At 74.9% G+C, this 18492-nt stretch carries 14 protein-coding genes; 1 reads left to right on the top strand and 13 read right to left on the bottom strand.

Features of this window, described 5'->3' with window-relative positions; translation table 11 throughout:
- Positions 1 to 278: 278 nt before the first annotated feature.
- From cobC to cobM, 6 genes are read right to left on the bottom strand one after another with little or no spacing between them, the layout of a single operon-like run.
- Positions 279 to 1349: an Rv2231c family pyridoxal phosphate-dependent protein CobC gene (gene cobC, locus ABZ404_RS33465; RefSeq protein ID WP_358836623.1), complete on the bottom strand. Its 1071-nt coding sequence runs from the start codon at positions 1347 to 1349 to the stop codon at positions 279 to 281.
- On the bottom strand, positions 1321 to 2232 hold the full coding sequence (locus tag ABZ404_RS33460) for a sirohydrochlorin chelatase (RefSeq protein WP_358836622.1): 912 nt from the start codon (positions 2230 to 2232) through the stop codon (positions 1321 to 1323). Before ABZ404_RS33460 ends, cobC begins: the two co-directional genes overlap by 29 nt.
- Positions 2229 to 2825 (bottom strand): precorrin-8X methylmutase, encoded by a 597-nt coding sequence (locus ABZ404_RS33455; RefSeq protein WP_358836621.1) that lies wholly within the window; start codon positions 2823 to 2825, stop codon positions 2229 to 2231. The genes ABZ404_RS33460 and ABZ404_RS33455 overlap by 4 nt, the downstream gene beginning before the upstream one ends.
- Positions 2822 to 4534: a precorrin-3B C(17)-methyltransferase gene (gene cobJ, locus ABZ404_RS33450; RefSeq protein WP_358836620.1), complete on the bottom strand. Its 1713-nt coding sequence runs from the start codon at positions 4532 to 4534 to the stop codon at positions 2822 to 2824. The genes ABZ404_RS33455 and cobJ overlap by 4 nt, the downstream gene beginning before the upstream one ends.
- On the bottom strand, positions 4531 to 5790 hold the full coding sequence (cbiE, locus tag ABZ404_RS33445; protein WP_358836619.1) for a precorrin-6y C5,15-methyltransferase (decarboxylating) subunit CbiE: 1260 nt from the start codon (positions 5788 to 5790) through the stop codon (positions 4531 to 4533). The genes cobJ and cbiE overlap by 4 nt, the downstream gene beginning before the upstream one ends.
- Positions 5787 to 6623 (bottom strand): precorrin-4 C(11)-methyltransferase, encoded by an 837-nt coding sequence (gene cobM, locus ABZ404_RS33440; protein WP_358836618.1) that lies wholly within the window; start codon positions 6621 to 6623, stop codon positions 5787 to 5789. Before cobM ends, cbiE begins: the two co-directional genes overlap by 4 nt.
- Positions 6624 to 6700: 77 nt before the next feature.
- Between cobM and ABZ404_RS33435 the strand changes: the two genes are divergently transcribed.
- Positions 6701 to 7420: a ZIP family metal transporter gene (locus ABZ404_RS33435; RefSeq protein WP_358836617.1), complete on the top strand. Its 720-nt coding sequence runs from the start codon at positions 6701 to 6703 to the stop codon at positions 7418 to 7420.
- 35 nt (positions 7421 to 7455) lie between these two features.
- Here ABZ404_RS33435 and cobI read toward each other — a convergent pair whose 3' ends face one another.
- From cobI to ABZ404_RS33400, 7 genes are read right to left on the bottom strand one after another with little or no spacing between them, the layout of a single operon-like run.
- Positions 7456 to 8184, bottom strand: coding sequence for a precorrin-2 C(20)-methyltransferase (gene cobI, locus ABZ404_RS33430; RefSeq protein WP_358836616.1), 729 nt, complete (start codon positions 8182 to 8184; stop codon positions 7456 to 7458).
- Positions 8181 to 9746, bottom strand: a complete 1566-nt coding sequence (locus ABZ404_RS33425; protein ID WP_358991226.1) for a cobyrinate a,c-diamide synthase — start codon at positions 9744 to 9746, stop codon at positions 8181 to 8183. The genes cobI and ABZ404_RS33425 overlap by 4 nt, the downstream gene beginning before the upstream one ends.
- Complete coding sequence (gene cobO, locus ABZ404_RS33420) at positions 9740 to 10348, bottom strand: cob(I)yrinic acid a,c-diamide adenosyltransferase (RefSeq protein WP_358837838.1); 609 nt, start codon at positions 10346 to 10348, stop codon at positions 9740 to 9742. Before cobO ends, ABZ404_RS33425 begins: the two co-directional genes overlap by 7 nt.
- Positions 10348 to 12354: a putative cobaltochelatase gene (locus tag ABZ404_RS33415; protein WP_358991223.1), complete on the bottom strand. Its 2007-nt coding sequence runs from the start codon at positions 12352 to 12354 to the stop codon at positions 10348 to 10350. Before ABZ404_RS33415 ends, cobO begins: the two co-directional genes overlap by 1 nt.
- Positions 12351 to 16004 carry a cobaltochelatase subunit CobN gene (cobN, locus tag ABZ404_RS33410; RefSeq protein ID WP_358831997.1) on the bottom strand — a complete coding sequence of 1218 codons (3654 nt, stop codon included), beginning with the start codon at positions 16002 to 16004 and terminating at the stop codon, positions 12351 to 12353. Before cobN ends, ABZ404_RS33415 begins: the two co-directional genes overlap by 4 nt.
- The gene (locus tag ABZ404_RS33405; protein ID WP_358831996.1) at positions 16001 to 17533 is read right to left on the bottom strand and encodes a cobyric acid synthase; all 1533 of its coding nucleotides are present in this window, start codon (positions 17531 to 17533) and stop codon (positions 16001 to 16003) included. The genes cobN and ABZ404_RS33405 overlap by 4 nt, the downstream gene beginning before the upstream one ends.
- A complete protein-coding gene (locus ABZ404_RS33400; RefSeq protein WP_358831995.1) occupies positions 17530 to 18459 on the bottom strand; it encodes a cobalamin biosynthesis protein in 930 nt (309 codons plus the stop codon). The genes ABZ404_RS33405 and ABZ404_RS33400 overlap by 4 nt, the downstream gene beginning before the upstream one ends.
- Positions 18460 to 18492 lie beyond the last annotated feature (33 nt).

The raw sequence follows: 18492 nt of genomic DNA, 5'->3' as shown, positions 1-18492 counted from the left end.
CCGCCCGTGCGGCCACAGGACGAAGGCGCTGGTGGTGGCGATGCTGCGGTTACAGCGGCGGCAGATGCGGCGACCCCTGAGTACCTGGGGGCGCGGGGAACCGCGCGGGTGCCCCAGCACGGTCCGCAGTCGAATGAAGCCGCCTGGGGCCGCAGGCCCCTCCAGGGGCGCGGGGAACTGCGCGACCGGCCCACCACCGGGCCGCAGATGAGGGAAGCCCGTCCGGGGGTCGTGGGCGCGTCCCTGCGGCCCGGTTTCGGCCCCCCGCCCCCGGAAGGTCACGCCGACGTCAGCGTCAAGGCCTGGTCCAGGGCCTGGAGGAAACGATTCGTCGTCGCGCGGTCCCGCACCGCCAGCCGCAGCCACTCCGGGCCGAGGCCCGGGAACGTGTCGCCCCGCCGCGCCAGGAACCCCAGGCCCCGCAGCCGCGCCCGTACCTCCACGGCAGCGTCCATCCGTACCAGGACGAACGGGCCCTGGGCCGCCTCCACCACCCGTACCTCCTCGAACTCGCCCAGCCCCGCCACCAGATGCGCCCGGTCCGCGGCGAGGCGGTGGGCCGCCTCCTCCGCCTCCGCCAGCGCCCTCGGCGACACGCACGCCTCCGCCGCCACCAGGGCGGGCGTGGAGACGGGCCACAGCGGCTGGGCCCGGGAGAGCGCGGCCACCACCGACGGCTCGGCCAGGACGTAGCCGATCCGCAGGCCCGCCAGGCCCCACGTCTTGGTGAGGCTGCGCAGGACCACCAGGCCCGGCACGTCCGTACGCCCCGCCAGCGCCTCCCGCTCGCCCGGCACCGCGTCCATGAACGCCTCGTCCACGACCAGCGTCCGCCCGGGCCGGGCGAGCGCGGCCAGCACCCCGCCGGGGTGCAGCACCGACGTGGGGTTGGTGGGGTTGCCCACCACGACCAGGTCCGCCTCCTCGGGGACGGCCGCCGGGTCGAGCCGGAAGCCGTCCCGAGGGCGCAGCAGGACCCGCCGGACCTCGTGCCCGGCGTCCCGCAGGGCCGCCTCGGGCTCGGTGAACTGCGGATGCACCACCACGGGGTGGCGGACCGGAAGGGCCCGCGCGAGCAGCACGAACGCCTCCGCCGCCCCCGCCGTGAGCAGCACCCGCTCCACCGGCAGACCGTGCCGCTCCGCGACCGCCGCCCGCGCCGCACGCCCGTCGGGGTAGGCGGCGAGCCCGGTCAGGGACGCGGCGATCCGCTCCCGCAGCCACTCCGGGGGAGTGTCCGCCCGTACGTTGACCGCGAGGTCGGTGAGACCCGTGCCGGCGTCACGGACCTCCGCGTCCCCGTGGTGGCGCAGATCGTGCTCAGTGATGTGCGTGCGCATGGCTGCCATGGTGGTGATGATGGTGGCCGTCGTCGTCCGGGTGGAAGTGGGGCTGCTGCGGCATTCCCACCTTGTCCTCGAATCCGGGCAGCGCGATCCGGTAGACGCAGGAGTCGCAGTTCATCCGCAGATCCCCCTTCACCGCCTCCTCGTACCGCTCCATGACCAGCGTGTGCAGCTCCTCGGCCGCGCCGATGACGTCGGCGGAGCGCACGTCGAGAGCGGGGTGCGCCGCCGCCCACTCCTCGGTCTGCTGCCGCACCCGGTCCGGCAGGATGCCGGTGAAGAGGAAGTACGGCAGGACGACGATGTTCCGCGCGCCCAGCTTCTCGCAGCGGTCGAGACCGGCCGGCACGTCGGGCGCGGCGAGCGAGACGAAGGCGGTCTCCACGCCCGCGTAACCGCGGCCCTCCCAGAACAGCCGGGCCGCCTTGTGGACCTCGGAGTTGGCGTCGGGGTCGGTGGAGCCCCGGCCGACCAGGAGGACGGTCACCTCGGAGCGGTCGAGGCCGTCGATGACCTCGTCGACCCGGCGCTCCAGGACCGCGAGCAGCGAGGGGTGCGGCCCGAGCGGGCGGCCGTAGGTGTAGGAGATGCCGGGGTGGCGCTCCTTCTCGCGGGTGAGCGCGGCCGGGATGTCGCCCTTGGCGTGTCCGGCCGACACCAGCATCAGGGGCACCGCGGCGAACCGCTTGACCCCCTGCTCGACGAGCGAGGTCACGGCGTCGCCCAGCGGCGGCGGCGACAGCTCGATGAAGCCGCCCGCGACGGGCAGTTCGGGGTTGCGGCGGCCGAGCTCCTCGACGAACGCGCGGAACGCCTCGGCCCCGGCGTCGTCCCGGGTGCCGTGCCCGGCGATGAGCAGGGCGGGCTTGGTCTGGGGGGTGGTCACTGCTTCTCCTTGGCGAGGGGGTGGTACAGAAGGGCGTTGAGCGCGGCGGAGGCCACCGCCGAGCCGCCCTTCTCGGAAACGTTGCTGACGGCGGGCAGGCCGCTCTCCCGCAGTGCCTGCTTGGACTCGACGGCGCCTACGAAGCCGACCGGAAGCCCGATCACCAGCGCGGGCGCGGCGTCGAGCGTGAGGAGCTCCTCCAGGGCGGTGGGCGCGTTGCCGATCACCCAGAGCGCGCCGGGGCCCACCTGCTCGTACGCGAGCCGGACGGCGTGGGCCGACCGCGTGAGCCCGGGACCGGACTCGGCGTCCCGGAGGCGGCAGACCGTCTCGCGCCGGGTGATCCCGGCCGCGACCATCTCCACGTCGGTGACGACCGGCGCCCCGGCGTGCAGCGCCGCATGGGCCTGGACCAGCGCGTCCTCGTCCATGACGAGGTCCGTGGCGTAGCCGAGGTCGGCGGCGGAGTGGACGACCCGCTCCACCACCGCCCTCGTCAGCGGCGCGAAGTGCGAGGTGTCGAGGCGGGCGCGCATCCGCCGGTACGACTCCACCTCGATGGGGTGGACCGTACGCTCCCAGGGCCTGCTCACTCGGCCTCCCCGGGGGAGGAGGTCTGCCAGCGGTAGCCGCGCGGGGTCACCATGCGGCCGGCGATCTCCCGGGTGGCCGTGTTGCCCACGGTCACCACGGTCATCATGTCCACGGTCGCCGGGTCCAGCGCGCCGAGCGTGGTCAGCCGGCTGTTCTCGTCGGGGCGCGAGGCGTTGCGCACCACGCCGACCGGGGTGTGCGCGGCGCGGTGCCCGGCGAGGATGCCGAGCGCCTTGGGCAGCTGCCAGTCGCGGCCCCGGCTGCGCGGGTTGTAGAAGGTCACCACGATGTCCGCCTCGGCCGCCGCACGGACGCGGCGCTCGATGACCTCCCACGGCGTGTGCAGGTCCGAGAGCGAGATGGAGACGTGGTCGTGGCCCAGCGGCGCGCCCAGGATCGCGGCGGCGGCCAGCGCGGCCGTCACGCCCGGCACGCCCACCACCTCGATGTCGTCGGCGGCCTCGGCGAGCGCGGGCGACGCCATCGCGTACACCCCCGCGTCGCCGGAGCCGATCAGCGCGACCGCGTGCCCGGCGCGCGCCCGGGCGACGGCGGTACGGGCCCGCTCCTCCTCGGCGCCGAGCCCCGACTCCAGGACCGTGGTGCCGGGCCGCAGCAGATCGCGGATCTGGTCCACGTACTGGTCGAGCCCGACGAGCACCGAGGCCCGGCGCAGCTCGTCCTTGGCGCGCGGGGTGAGCAGGTCCCGGGCACCGGGGCCGAGCCCGACGACCGCGAGCCGTCCGCGCGGAGCGCGCCGCACCACCGCGCAGGTGGCCATCGCGGCACGCCCCTCGGGGCTCGACTTCCGCTTGGGCACCAGCAGTTCACCCCCGCCCGCGAGCGCGGCGGCCTCCGCGACGCTCGGCGTCCCGACGGCCTCCAGCGGCGCGTCGGACGGGTTCGGCACGGTGATCCCGGCGAGCTCTTCGGCGCTGTACGTGGTGAGCGGCACCCCGAGCCGGGAGGCGGCCTCCACGATGCCCGGCTCCCCGGACTTCGCGTCCACGGTGGCCAGCGCCGCCACGCTCAGCGCGCTCAGGCCCGCGCCCGCGAGGGTGTCCCCGATCAGGCCGAGCACCTCCTCCACGGGGGCGCCCTTGGACGCGCCGACGCCGACGACCAGGGACTTCGGCCGCAGTACGGCCTCGTCCGGGCCCGGTTCCAGCAGCCGGTCGGTGAGGTGGAGGGTGGCAGGGCCCTCCGCGTCGGGGCGCACGTTCGGCGGGAGGGCGGGCAGCGGCCACACCCCGTCCGCGCGCAGCGCCACCGGGGAGCCGTCGAGCACCGCGCGCGAGACCGCGGCCACCGCGCCCTCGACGGGCAGGCCGAGGGTGTCCAGGCCCGGCACGTCCACCGCGTCCGTCGCCGTGGTCACCACCGGCGTACAGCCGAGGACCTCGGCGACCTCGCCGGCCAGCGCGTTGGCACCGCCCCCGTGGCCCCCGAGCAGGGAGACGGCGAAGCGCCCGGCCTCGTCCACGCAGACCACGCCCGGGTCGGACGCCTTGTCCGCCAGGAGCGGGGCGAGCAGCCGGACCGTGGCCCCGGTGGCGAGGAAGCACACCAGCGCCTCGCACTCGGCGAAGGCCTGCCCGACGGCCTCCCGCACGGGTCCTTCGTACACCCGGACCCGGCCGGGCCAGGCCGCGGCCAACCGGTCGCGGGCGATGGCGCCCGCCGCGGTGGCGGAGATCAGGCCGATCACTGAACAGCTCCTTCGACAACCGATACGGCAGAGGGTGCGGGGCGGTCGCCCCACAGCAGGAAGACGGGGTTGGCGGCGGCGAGCCGGGTCACGTCGCCGGGCAGCGGCGCGAGCCGCGAGGCCTGGAGCAGCACTCCGTCGGTCTCCAGACCGGCCCCGGCCAGCGCCGCCCGCACCGCCGGAACACGGTCGAGCGCGGCCAGCGCCACCACCACCGTGCGCCGGGCCCGGCGGGCGCAGGCCGTGACGATCGCGGGCAGCTCGCGGCCGCCCCCGCCGATGAACACCGCGTCCGGGTCGGCCAGGTCCGACAGGACCGTGGGCGCCGCGCCGTGCACCACCCGCACGTCCACGTGGTGCGCCGCCGCGTTGGCCCGGACGTGCTCGCAGCCCTCGGCGGTCTTCTCGACCGCGACCGCCGCCGCCCCGAACCGGGCGCACTCCACGGCCACCGAGCCCGACCCGGCTCCTATGTCCCAGACGAGATCGCCCAGGCGGGGGCCGATCCGGGCCAGCGCGAGGGCCCGGACCTCGGCCTTGGTGATCATCGAGTCGCGGTGGGCGAACGCGCTCTCCTCCAGTGCCCAGCGGTCGGGTGTGGCCCGCCCGCCCGCGACCGTGCGCACCGGCGAGAGCGCCTGCTCCTCGTCCAGGCAGATGATCACGCTGACCGCGTCCCACTCCCGGGCCGCGGCCTCCGCCGGGGTCACCCGCACCAGCCGCTCCCGCCGCGGGTCGCCCAGGGCCGACGCGACCACCAGGACGCGCTCGGGCGCCCGGCGGGCGAGCTCCGCGCCGAGCTCGGCGGGCCCGGCGCCGGGGCCGGTGAGCACGGCGGTCTTGGGGTGCGCCCGGCACACGTTGGCGGCCGTGCGCAGATCCCGCCCGTGCGCGCTGACCACCAGCGCGTCGTCCCAGGGCAGCCCCAGCCGGGCGAAGGCCACGGCCACCGAAGCGGTCCCCGGCCGTACGTCCAGCTCACGCGGGCCGAACCGCTCGGCCAGCGCCCGGACGATCCCGAAGAACCCGGGGTCGCCGGAGGCCAGCACCACGACCCGGCCGCCGCGCTCGCGGTGCTCGGCGATGGCGTCGAGGGCGGGCGCCAGCGGACCGAGCACCACCTGCTTGGCGCCCGGCGGGACCTCGGCCGCCGCGAGATGGCGGGCCGCGCCGGTGACCAGCGTGGCCCCGGCGAGCGCCGCCAGGGCGTCCGGGGCCAGCGGCGCGCCCGTCCCCGTACCGATGACGGTGATCATGACGGGGAGCGCTCCGCCTTCTCGGCGTTCTCGGCCTTCAGCGCACGCCGGGCCGCCGGATCGGCCCGGCGGAAGCCGTGGAAGTGGCCCGGGTGGTAGAGGTGCGAGCGGGTGCCGGACGCCGACAGGGCGGGGCCGACCAGGAAGAGCGTGTGCTTCCAGAGCTTGTGCTCCTTGACCGTCTCCTCCAGCGTGCCGATCGTGCAGCGCAGCACCAGCTCCTCGGGCCAGGTCGCCTGGTACGCCACGACGACCGGCGTCGACGTCGGATAGCCGCCCTCAAGCAGCTCCTCGACCAGCTGGCCGGAGCGGGCGGCCGACAGGAAGACGGCCATGGTCGTGCCGTGCCGGGCGAACTCGCGCACCTCCTCGCCGGGCGGCATCGGCGTCTTGCCGCCGCCCAGACGGGTGAGGATCACGGACTGGGCCACCTCCGGGATGGTCAGCTCGCGCTGGGCGATCGCCGCGACCGCCGAGAACGAGGAGACGCCCGGGACGATCTCGACCTCCAGGCCGAGCCCCGCCACCCGGTCGAGCTGCTCCTGGGTGCCGCCCCACAGCGCCGGGTCGCCGGAGTGGATCCGGGCGACCTTCAGGCCCTCGCGGGCGGCCCGCTCGTACACGCCGACGACGTCCTCCAGGGACATCGCCGCCGAATCCAGGATCTCGGCGTCCTCGCGCGCGTGGTCCAGGACCTCGGCCTGGACCAGGCTCGCGGCCCAGATGACCACGTCGGCCTCGGCGATCGCCCGGGCGGCACGGAACGTCAGCAGGTCGGCGGCGCCGGGGCCGGCGCCGACGACGGTCAGCCTGCCGGTGGGGGCATCGGCCATGGGAGGGGTCCTCTCGTACGTCACACAGTCGGTAAAGCGAAATGCGCGGGGGTGGGTCAGTCGGTTAGCAAGGGCGCATGGTGGTGATCGTGGCGCTCGGCGCCTTCCTGATGACACTGGTCGGCGGCTGGACGGCCCAGCGCGTCACCGACCGGCGCCATCTGGTGCTGGGACTGGCGGGCGGCCTGATGCTCGGCGTGGTCGGGCTCGACCTGCTGCCGGAGGCGCTGGAGGCGGCGGGCGACGACGTCTTCGGCGTACCGGCCGGGCTCCTGCTGTTCGTGGGCGGCTTCCTCCTCGCCCACCTGGTGGAACGCCTCCTGGCGGTGCGCCGGGCGGCCCATGGGGCGGACGAGAGGGCGCCGCAGGTGGGCCTGACGGCCGCCGCGGCGATGGTCGGGCACAGCCTGATGGACGGCATCGCGATCGGCGCCGCGTTCCAGGTGGGCGGCGGCATGGGCGCGGCCGTGGCGGTCGCGGTGATCACCCACGACTTCGCCGACGGCTTCAACACCTACACGATCACCAGCCTGTACGGGAACGACAAGCGCAAGGCCGTCGCCATGCTCGTCGCGGACGCGTTCGCCCCGATGGCCGGCGCCGCCTCCACCCTGCTGTTCACTCTTCCGGCCGAGCTGCTCGGAGGCTATCTGGGCTTCTTCAGCGGGGTGCTGCTGTATCTGGCCGCCGCCGAGATCCTGCCCGAGGCGCACCACGACCACCCGGCCCGCTCGACCCTGCTCTGCACGGTCGCGGGCGTGGCCTTCATCTGGCTGGTGGTGGGCATCGCGGGATGAGCCCCGGGGCGTCCGGGGCGGGGGCGGCGGCGCGGTCACAGCTTGCCGCCGCGTCCGCCCTCGCGCCGCGCGGGCGCGATGAGCGTCGAGAGGTAGGGCAGGGTGCGGCCGTCCAGCTCGGCGGCCGGGCTGATGAGCTCCTCGTCCAGGCCGAGCGCCGAGCCCCACACCGCGTCGTCGATCCGCCCGGTCGCGCGCAGCGCGGCCGCCACCTCACCGGCCTGGCGGCCGAACTTGTACGCCACGACCGTCCCCGGCCCCTCCAGCGCGTCCTTCAGGACGGTCGCCCCGGCGGTGACGGGGACCAGCGTGAGCGGCTCGGTGCCTTCGGTGAGCACGGCGCCCGAACGCGCGGCGAGGTCCTGCATGGCGGTGATCCCGGGCACGGTGACGATCTCCGTGCCCGGCACCAGCTCGGTGATGGTCTGGGCGAGGTAGGTGAACGTCGAGTACACATTGGGGTCGCCGATGGTCGCGAAGGCGACGCGCTCGTGCGCGCGCAGCAGCGCGGCGACCGTCTCGCCCGCCGCGTCCCAGGCCGCCTCGCGCCGGCCGCGGTCGGTGCGCTCGTTGAGCGCGAAGACGACCCGGACGATCCGGGCGCCGTCCACGTAGTGGAGCACGGTCGCCTCGGCGCGGCCGCGCTCCCCGGTGTCCATGACGGGTACGACGACCACGTCGGCGGCCTGGAGCGCCTTGACGCCCTTGACGGTCACCAACTCCGGGTCGCCGGGCCCCACTCCGACTCCGACCAGCTTGCTCATTGCGGGCACCTCTCGACGAACCGACGGGCGATGGCGGGCCGTGCGGCCCAGTGTGTGTGCAGATAGCTCGCGTGCACGCCCTGCTGGACGAACCCCTCGACCCGGCGCTCCGGGTGCACCAGGCCCCACGCGGGCGCGGGTCCGGCCCCCGGGTCCAGGACGGTCCGGTGGAACTCGTGGCCGCGCAGCCGCGTTCCGGCCTCGGCCAGGCAACTGTCGCCCACGGCCACGGCTTCGCGGTACCCGAGTGTCAGCCGTTCCGTCATCCGCGCGTCGGCGTCCAGGACGCCGCACATCGGCTGTCCGTCCAGCGAACGCGCCAGATAGAGCAGCCCGGCGCACTCGGCGGCGACGGGCGCCCCCGACCGCGCGAGCGCGCCGACGGCCTCCCGCAGCGGCTCGTTGGCGCTGAGCTCGGCCGCGTACACCTCGGGGAAGCCGCCGCCGATGACGAGTCCGGCGGTGCCGTCGGGAAGCGCCTCGTCCCTGAGCGGGTCGAACACCACGACCTCCGCCCCGGCGGCGGCGAGCAGTTCGGCGTGCTCGGCGTACGAGAACGTGAAGGCGGGGCCGCCGGCGAGGGCGACGACGGGGCGCGGCTCTGAGTCCGGTGTTCGTCTGCGGGCAGTCTGTGGCTGGTCGCGCAGTTCCCCGCGCCCCTCAAGGGCACCTCCAGCCCCTCCGGCGTTTGAGGAGCGGGGTCCGGGGCGGAGCCCCGAGGCGGGGGCCGGGGGCCGCAGGCCCCGCTCGGGGTCCGGGGGCACAGCCCCCGGGAAAGCACCTTCACCCACCCCCGCCCCCGGAGGGTTCGGGGAAGGGGCGGGGTGGGGGAGCAACACCTCCAAGGCGTCCCACGGCTCGCACCCGAGCCGCGGCGCCGACCGCGCCAGCCCCATCAGCGCGGCCAGATCGCACCCCTGCCGCACCCGCTCCGCCATCGCCGCCACCGCGGCCACCGCGTCGGCGCGCCGCTCGGCCACCGGCACCAGGCCCAGATGGCGCGACGGCGTCGACAGCGGGGCCGCGCGCCGCAGGGCGCCGAGGACCGGGACGCCGGACTCGTCCAGCGCCTCCCGCAGCAGCGCCTCGTGCCGGTCCGAGGCCACCTTGTTGAGGATCACTCCGCCGATCCGCACCCCGGGATCCCAGGACGCGAAGCCGTGCACCAGCGCCGCCACCGACCGCGACTGCGAGGACGCGTCGACGACCAGCACCACCGGCGCCCGCAGCAGCTTCGCCACCTGGGCGGTGGAGGCCAGCTCACCGAGCCCGGCCGCCCCGTCGTACAGCCCCATCACGCCCTCGACCACCGCGATGTCGCACCCTCGCGCCCCGTGCGCGAACAGCGGTGCCACCAGCGACTCCCCGCACAGGTACGCGTCGAGGTTGCGCCCCGGGCGCCCCGTGGCCAGGGCGTGGTAGCCGGGGTCGATGTAGTCGGGGCCGACCTTGTGCGGGGACACGGTGAGCCCGGTCGCGGCGAGCGCGGCCATCAGGCCCGTCGCGACCGTGGTCTTCCCGCTGCCCGACGAGGGGGCCGCGATGACGAGACGTGCTACCACTCGATGCCCCGCTGCCCCTTCTGGCCGGCGTCCATCGGGTGCTTGACCTTGGACATGTCGGTCACCAGGTCCGCGAAGTCCACCAGCTTCTCCGGGGCGTTGCGCCCGGTGATCACCACGTGCTGGGTGCCGGGGCGGTCCCGCAGCACCGCGACGACCTCGTCGGTGTCGATCCAGCCCCAGTGCATGGGGTAGGCGAACTCGTCGAGCACGTACAGCCGGTACGTCTCGGCGGCCAGGTCCCGCTTGACCTGCTCCCAGCCCTCGCGGGCCTTCTCCTCGTTGGAGAGTTCGCCCTCCGAGGGGGCGCGCTGGATCCACGACCAGCCCTCGCCCATCTTGTGCCAGGCGACGCTGCCGCCCTCGCCGGAGGCGCCGAGCACCTTCAGCGCGTTCTCCTCGCCGACCTTCCACTTCGCCGACTTGACGAACTGGAACACCCCGATCGGCCAGCCCTGGTTCCAGGCCCGCAGCGCGAGCCCGAACGCGGCCGTCGACTTGCCCTTGCCGATGCCCGTATGGACCACGACCAGCGGCCTGTTACGCCGCTGACGGGTCGTCAGACCGTCCTCCGGCACCACACTCGGCTGTCCCTGCGGCATCAGGCGGCCCTCCTGTTCGTCCCCTGTACGTCCTTGACCAGGCCCGCGATCGAGTCGGCCCGCAGCTCGTCGAGCGTCACCGCGGGACCGCCCAGCTCGCGCGCCAGCTCCGCCGCGAGCCCCAGGCGCACCGCGCCCGCCTCGCAGTCCACGACCACCGACGCGACCCCCTCGGCCGCCAGCAGCCGGGCCGAGCGGCCCGCCAGCGCCACCGGGTCCACGCCACCGGTGGCCCGCCCGTCCGTCACCACCACGAGCAGCGGCCGCCGCGACGGATCGCGCATCCGCTCCACCCGCAGCACGTCGTGCGCCTTCAGCAGCCCGGCCGCCAGCGGGGTGCGCCCGCCGGTCGGCAGCGTCTCCAGACGGACCGCCGCCGCGTCCACCGACGACGTCGGCGGCAGCGCCACCTCCGCGTCCTTGCCGCGGAAGGTGATCAGACCGACCTTGTCCCGCCGCTGGTAGGCGTCGAGGAGCAGCGACAGCACCGCGCCCTTGACGGCGCCCATCCGCTGCCGGGCCGCCATCGACCCCGAGGCGTCGACGACGAAGAGCACCAGATTGCCCTCGCGGCCCTCCCGGGTCGCCTGGCGCAGATCGTCGCGCCGCACGACGAGCCCGCGCCCCGAACGCCCGCGCGCCCGCTGGTGGGGCGCGGCCGCCTGGACCGTCGCCGCCAGGTGCAGCTTGGTGAGGGCGCCCTGGGGGCGGCGGGCGCCGGTGGTGCGCCCGTGCGCCGTGCGGGCCCGCGAGCGGCGCCCGGCCGCGCCCTCGCCGAGGCCCGGCACGCTCAGCATCTTCGTACGGAACGGCTCACCCGCCCGGACCGCCTGCTGCTCGCCCGCGCCGGACGGCTGCGGCTCGCCGCCCTCGCCCGCCTCGGGGCGCGCGGGGGTGTCGCCCGTGCCCGCCTCCGGCGCCGGGCCGCCGTCCTGCGGGGGCTGTCCGCCCCCGCCGCCCGGACCGTCCGGGTCCGGGTCGTCGTCCTCACCCGTGTCCCCGAACTCCTGGAGCGTGTCGTCGAGCTTGTCCTCGTCCAGGCCCGGGGCGTCGAAGGGGTTGCGCCGGCGGCGGTGCGGCAGCGCCAGCAGCGCCGCCTGCCGCACGTCCTCGGCGAGCACCTCCTCGCGCCCCGCCCAGGCGGCCAGCGCCGTCGCGGTGCGCGCCATCACGATGTCGGCCCGCATGCCGTCGACCTCGAAGGCCGCGCAGGTGGCCGCGATCTGCCGCAGCGCGCCGTCACCGAGCCGGACCCGGGGCAGCAACGCCCGCGCGGCGATGATGCGCGCCCGGACCGCGCTCTCCTCGTCGGCCCAGCGCGCCGCGAACGCGGCCGGCTCGTCGTCGTACGCCAGGCGCCTGCGGACCACCTCGACCCGCTGGTCCGGCTCCCGGGACGCCGAGACCTCCACGGTCAGCCCGAACCGGTCCAGGAGCTGCGGCCTGAGCTCGCCCTCCTCCGGGTTCATCGTGCCCACCAGCAGGAAGCGCGCGGCGTGCCGTACCGAGACGCCCTCGCGCTCCACGTACGAGGCGCCCATCGCGGCGGCGTCGAGCAGCAGGTCGACCAGGTGGTCGTGGAGGAGGTTGACCTCGTCCACGTAGAGGATGCCCCGGTGGGCTTGGGCGAGCAGACCGGGCTCGAAGGCCTTCACGCCCTCGGCGAGCGCCCGCTCGATGTCCAGCGCGCCCACCAGGCGGTCCTCGGAGGCGCCGACCGGCAGCTCCACCATCCGGGCGGGCCGGGCGGCCCCGGTCCCGGCCTCGTGCGGCCCGTCGGGGCACGCCGGGTCGGGCGCGGCCGGGTCGCAGGAGAAGCGGCAGCCCGTGACCACCTCGACCTCGGGCAGCAGCGCCGAGAGCGCCCGCACGGCCGTCGACTTCGCGGTGCCCTTCTCGCCCCGGACGAGGACACCGCCGACGGCGGGACTCACCGCGTTCAGCAGCAGGGCGAGGCGCAGATCGTCCTGTCCGACGATCGCGGTGAACGGATAAGGCGTGCTCATGCGTCGTCACCCTCCAGGTCGCCCTCGAGCTGCAGATAGGTCGCGCGGAGCTGCTCCAGCGTCTCCGCGTCCGGTTCGGCCCACAGGCCGCGGTCGGCGGCCTCGAGGAGGCGTTCCGTGATGCCGCGCAGCGCCCAGGGGTTGGACTTCTTCATGAAGTCGCGGTTCGTCTCGTCGAACACGTACTCCGCGCTGAGCTTCTCGTACATCCAGTCGTCGACCACGCCCGCCGTCGCGTCGTACCCGAACAGGTAGTCCACGGTCGCGGCCATCTCGAAGGCGCCCTTGTAGCCGTGGCGCCGCATCGCCGCCATCCAGCGCGGGTTGACCACGCGCGCGCGGAAGACGCGGTGGGTCTCCTCGCCCAGGGTGCGGGTCTTGATCTGGTCCGGGGTGGCCGAGTCGCCCACGTACGCCTCGGGGGACTCGCCCGTCAGATGGCGGACCATGGCGACCATGCCGCCGTGGTACTGGAAGTAGTCGTCGGCGTCGACCAGGTCGTGCTCGCGCGTGTCGACGTTCTTCGCGGCCACCGCGATCCGGCGGAACGCCGTCTCCATGTCGCCGCGCGCCGCGCGTCCGTCGAGACCGCGCCCGTACGCGTAGCCGCCCCACACCGCGTACACCTCGGCGAGGTCGGCGTCGCTGCGCCAGTTGCGCGCGTCGATCAGGGGGAGCAGGCCCGCCCCGTACGCCCCCGGCTTGGAGCCGAAGATACGGGCCGTGGCGCGGCGGCGGTCGCCGTGCTCGGCGGTGTCCTCGTCGGCGTGCGCCCGGACGTAGTTGGACTCGGCCGGCTCGTCCAGCTCCGCCACCGCCCGCACCGCGTCGTCGAGCAGCCCGACCACGTGCGGGAACGCGTCCCGGAAGAAGCCGGAGATGCGGACCGTCACATCGATGCGGGGACGGCCCAGCTCCGCGACCGGGACCACCTCGAAGCCGGTGACGCGGCGGGACGCCTCGTCCCACACCGGGCGGCAGCCCAGCAGCGCCAGGATCTCGGCGATGTCGTCGCCCTGGGTGCGCATCGCGGAGGTGCCCCACACGGTCAGGCCCACCGACTTCGGGTACGCCCCGGTGTCCGCCAGATAGCGCGCCACCAGCGAGTCGGCGAGTGCCTGGCCGACCTCCCAGGACAGCCGCGAGGGGATGGCCTTGGGGTCCACCGAGTAGAAGTTGCGGCCGGTCGGCAGGACGTTGACCAGGCCCCGGGTGGGGGAGCCGGACGGGCCCGCCGGCACGTAGCCGCCGTCGAGCGCCCGCAGGATGTGGGTGATCTCGTCGGTCGTGCGCGCCAGGCGCGGCACCACCTCACGGCAGGCGAACTCCAGCACCGCCACCGCGTCCGGCAGTTCGGCGCCCAGGACCTCGGCGACCAGCGGGGCGCAGGCCGGCACCGACCAGCCGCGCTCCTCCATGCCCTCCGCCAGACGGCGGCACAGGTGCTCCAGGAGGTCGATCGTGTCGGCCGCCGTACGGGCCGGGCCCTCGACCAGGTCCGTCAGCTCCACCGGCACCTTCACCGGCGCGCCCGGCTCGGCCAGCAGCTCCTTCTCCACCAGGCCGAAGTGCTCGGCAAGCGAGGCGCGCAGACCGGGCAGCGCGTTGGCCTGCCCGCCCCACACCTGGGAGGCGCGCAGCACCGCGAGCACCAGGTTGACCCGGGGCTCGGCCTCGGGGCCGCCGCCCAGGATGTGCAGGCCGTCGCGGATCTGGACGTCCTTGATCTCGCAGAGGTAGCCGTCGATGTGCATGACGAACTCGTCGAAGTCGCCGTCGTCCGGCTGCTCGTCGACGTGCAGGTCGTGGTGGAGCTCGGCGGCCTTGACCAGCGTCCAGATCTGGGCCCGCACCGCCGGGGCCTTCGTCGGGTCGAGATCGCTCACCAGCGCGTACTCGTCGAGGAGCTGCTCCAGTTTGGCCAGGTCGCCGTAGGTGTCGGCGCGGGCCATCGGCGGGACGAGGTGGTCCACGACCGTGGCGTGGCCGCGCCGCTTGGCCTGGGTGCCCTCGCCCGGGTCGTTGACGATGAACGGGTAGACCAGCGGCAGGTCGCCCAGGACCGCGTCGGGACCGCAGCCCGAGGACAGCCCGAGGCCCTTGCCGGGCAGCCACTCCATGGTGCCGTGCTTGCCCATGTGGACGATCGCGTCGGCGCCGAAGCTGTTCTCCAGCCAGCGGTAGGCGGCCATGTAGTGGTGCGAGGGCGGCATGTCCGGGTCGTGGTAGATCGCGATCGGGTTCTCGCCGAAGCCGCGCGGCGGCTGGATCATCACCACGACGTTGCCGAACTGCAGGGAGGCGAGCACGATCTCGTCGCCGTCCACGTACAACTGGCCCGGGGGCTCGCCCCAGTGCTCCAGCATGCTGTCGCGCAGCTCCGGCTCCAGCTTCTCGAACCAGGCGCGGTAGTCCGCGAGCGGCACGCGCGCGGGGGCCGCCGCGAGCTGCTCCTCGGTGAGCCACTCCACGTCGTGGCCGCCCGCGTTGATCAGCCGGTGGATCAGCTCGTCGCCGTTGTCCGGGTGGCCCTCCACCCGGTAACCGGCGTCCCGCAGCGCGTCCAGGACCCGGACCGCCGAGGCGGGCGTGTCCAGACCCACCGCGTTGCCCACGCGCGAGTGCTTGGTGGGGTAGGCGGTGAAGACCAGGGCCAGCTTCTTCTCCGCGTTCGGCTTGTGCTTCAGACGGGCGTGGCGCACCGCGATCCCGGCGACGCGGGAGGCCCGCTCCGGGTCGGCGACGTACACCGGTACCTCGTCGGGGCCCTGCTCCTTGAAGGAGAACGGGACGGTGATCAGCCGGCCGTCGAACTCGGGGATGGCGACCTGCATCGCCGCGTCCATGGGGGAGAGGGCCGCGTCCGACGCCTCCCAGGCGGCCTTGGACGAGGTGAGGCAGAGCCCTTGCAGCACCGGCACGTTCAGGTCGGCCAGGGCGCCGATGTCCCATGCCTCCTCGTCGCCGCCCGCGCTCGCCTGCGAGGCGGTGGTGCCGCCCGCCGCCAGGACGGTGGCGATCAGCGCGTCCGCCCGGCCCAGCGTCTCGTAGAGCGCCGGGTCCGCGCCGCGCAGCGACCCCACGTACACCGCGAGGGCGTTGGCGCCCTGCGCCTCGATGCGGTCGCACAGCACGTCGACGAAGGAGGTGTTGCCGGAGAGCTGATGGGCGCGGTAGAAGAGCACGCCGACCGTGGGGCGGCCCTCCACGTACGCGCGCGTGCCGTGCACGCCCCACTCCGGCATCTTCTGCGGCTCCGCGAAGCCGACGCCCGTGAGCAGCACGGTGTCGGAGAGGAACCGCGACAGCTCCACGAGGTTGCCGGGGCCGCCCTCGACGAGATAGCGCAGGGCCTCGGCGACCACCCCGGCCGGGGCCGAGGACTCGGCCATCAGCTCCGCGTCCGGCACGGACTCGCCGCCCAGCAGCACCGTGGGGATGCCGGACGCCTTCAGCGCGGCCAGACCGTCCTCCCAGGCGCGCTTGCCGCCCAGCAGGCGCACGACGGCCACCGACGCGCCCTCGATCAGCGCGGGCAGCTCCTCCGCCACGTCGATACGGGTGGGGTTGCCGATCCGGAAGGGCGCCCCGGAGGCCCGGGCCGCCAGCAGATCCGTGTCGGCGGTCGACAACAACAGCACAGTGCTCATGCGGGTGCTCCAGGTGCGATGAAGGGAAGTCCTGCGGGCGCGCCCTGCTCGATCAGCCGCAGGAGCGCGTCCGTGTCCGCGTGTTCTTCGATGAGGTCGCCGAGGCGGTCCAGCTGCTCCTCGCGCAGCACCCCGAACGACGTGTCGGGGGCGGGCACGAAACGCCGACCGGCGGCGCTCGCGACCCGCTCCAGGAACCGCCGTCTGAAACCGTCGCTCTCCAGTGATCCGTGCCAGTGCGTCCCCCAGACCGCACCGACCCGGCATCCGTCCAAGCTGTGTCCATCGTCATCAGAGATGAACCGATCCCCGCCCAGCACCTCGGCGACGCCGTGGTGGATCTCGTATCCCTCCACGCGCTCGCCCAGCGCCTCGCCGGCCGGCCGGGCGAGGGTCTTCTCGGCCGCGAACCGCACCCGCACGGGCAGCAGTCCGAGACCCGTCACGGAACCCGCCCGTGACTCGACGTCGTCCTCGATGTGTTCGCCGAGCAGCTGGTAGCCGCCGCAGATCCCCAGCACCGGACGCCCCTCGGCCGCCCTGCGCGCCAGCTCCCGCGCCAGCCCCCGTTCCCTCAGCCACTCCAACGCCCGGACCGTGCCCCGGGTTCCCGGCACCACGACCAGATCCGCGTCGGCCAGCTCCTCGGGCCGGTCCACGAACCGTACGATCACGCCCGGCTCGGCGGCGAGCGCGTCCACGTCCGTGAAGTTGGACATCAGCGGCACCGCGCACACCGCGATCCGCAGCACGTCCTCGCCGACCGGCGGCGCCACCACGGACTCGCGCACGGCGCCCCGGAGGGACACTCTCAGGCCGTCCTCCTCGTCGATGCCGAGCCCGTGCGCGAACGGCAGGATCCCGTACGTGGGGCGCCCGGTGAGGCCGCGCAGCATGTCGATACCGGGTTCGAGCAGCGAGACGTCGCCCCGGAACTTGTTGACGATGTATCCGGCGACCAGCGCCTGGTCCTCGCGGCTCAGCAGCGCCGTCGTACCGAAGAACGAGGCGAACACCCCGCCCCGGTCGATGTCGCCGACCACCACCACCGGCAGCCTCGCGGCGCGCGCGATGCCCATGTTGACGATGTCGGTGCGCCGCAGGTTGATCTCGGCCGGGCTGCCCGCCCCCTCGCAGATCACGGCGTCATACGTGCCCCGCAGCCGCTCCAGGCAGTCCACGACCGTGCCCAGAAGCGCCTCCTGGCGCCCGCCGTGGTAGCCGCGGGCGCTCAACTCGCCCACCGGCTTGCCCATCAGCACGACCTGGCTCGAACGGTCGCTCCCCGGCTTGAGCAGCACCGGGTTCATCAGCGCGGACGGCTCCACGCGCGCCGCCTGCGCCTGCATCGCCTGCGCGCGCCCGATCTCCGCGCCCTCGCGCGTCACGAAGGAGTTGAGGGACATGTTCTGTCCCTTGAAGGGCGCGACCTTCACACCCCGGCGCACCAGCCACCGGCAGATCCCGGCGGTGACGACGCTCTTCCCCGCGTCCGACGTGGTGCCCGCGACCAGCAGTCCGCCGCTCATGTCCGTACCTTCCTCACCGCGATCGCCACACCCAGCGCCAGCCAGCCCACCCGGCGCGACAGCCGCACCGCCCGCTCGATGTCCGCCACTTCCACCGCCCGGCCGTCCCCGTTCAGCACCGGCCGGTGCTCGACACGGCCGCCGTACGCGAGGGTGCCGCCGAGCCGTACGCCGAGCGCCCCCGCGAACGACGCCTCCACGGGCCCGGCGTTGGGGCTCGGGTGCTTGGCCGCGTCCGACCGCCACGCGCGCGTGGCGGCGCGCGGCGCGCCTCCCGCCACGACCGCGAGCGCGGCCGTGAGCCGGGCGCCCGGCCAGCCCGCCACGTCGTCCAGGCGCGCCGAGGCCCACCCGTACCGCAGATGGCGCGGCGAGCGGTGGCCGACCATCGCGTCCAGGGTGTTGACCGCGCGGAACGCCACCAGGCCGGGCACGCCCGCGAGCGCCCCCCACACCAGCGCGCCCACCACGGCGTCGGAGGTGTTCTCGGCGACGGACTCGACGACCGCGCGCGCGATGCCGGGCGCGTCCAGCGACTGCGGGTCGCGGCCGCACAGATGGGGCAGCCGCGCGCGGGCCGCCTCGACGTCCCCCGCCTGGAGGGTCGCGGCGATCGCGCGGGCCTCCCGGCCCAGCGAAGTGCCGCCCACCACCGTCCAGGTGGCGGCGGCGGTCAGCGCGACGGAGGCGGCGGGACTGCGGCGTACGGCACGGGTGGCGAGCAGCGCGGCGCCCGCGGCACCTCCGGCGCACACGGCGGTGTGCAGCGCGCCCCAGCCACGGTGGTCGCGCCACAGCGCGCGCTCCACGGCGGCCGCGGCACGGCCGAACGCGGCGACCGGGTGTCCGCGGCGGGGGTCGCCGAGGAGGAGGTCACCGAGGAGACCGGCGGTGGCGCCGTACGCGAAAGTGCGATCGGCACGCATGGGGTCAGCCCGCCGCAACGCCGCGGGGAACTC

Origin of the sequence: Streptomyces sp. NPDC005878, from assembly GCF_040629815.1 — a bacterium.
Lineage (GTDB): Bacteria > Actinomycetota > Actinomycetes > Streptomycetales > Streptomycetaceae > Streptomyces.
Note: the sequence above shows the minus strand (reverse complement) of the source record. Positions and strands in the feature narration are given on the sequence as shown.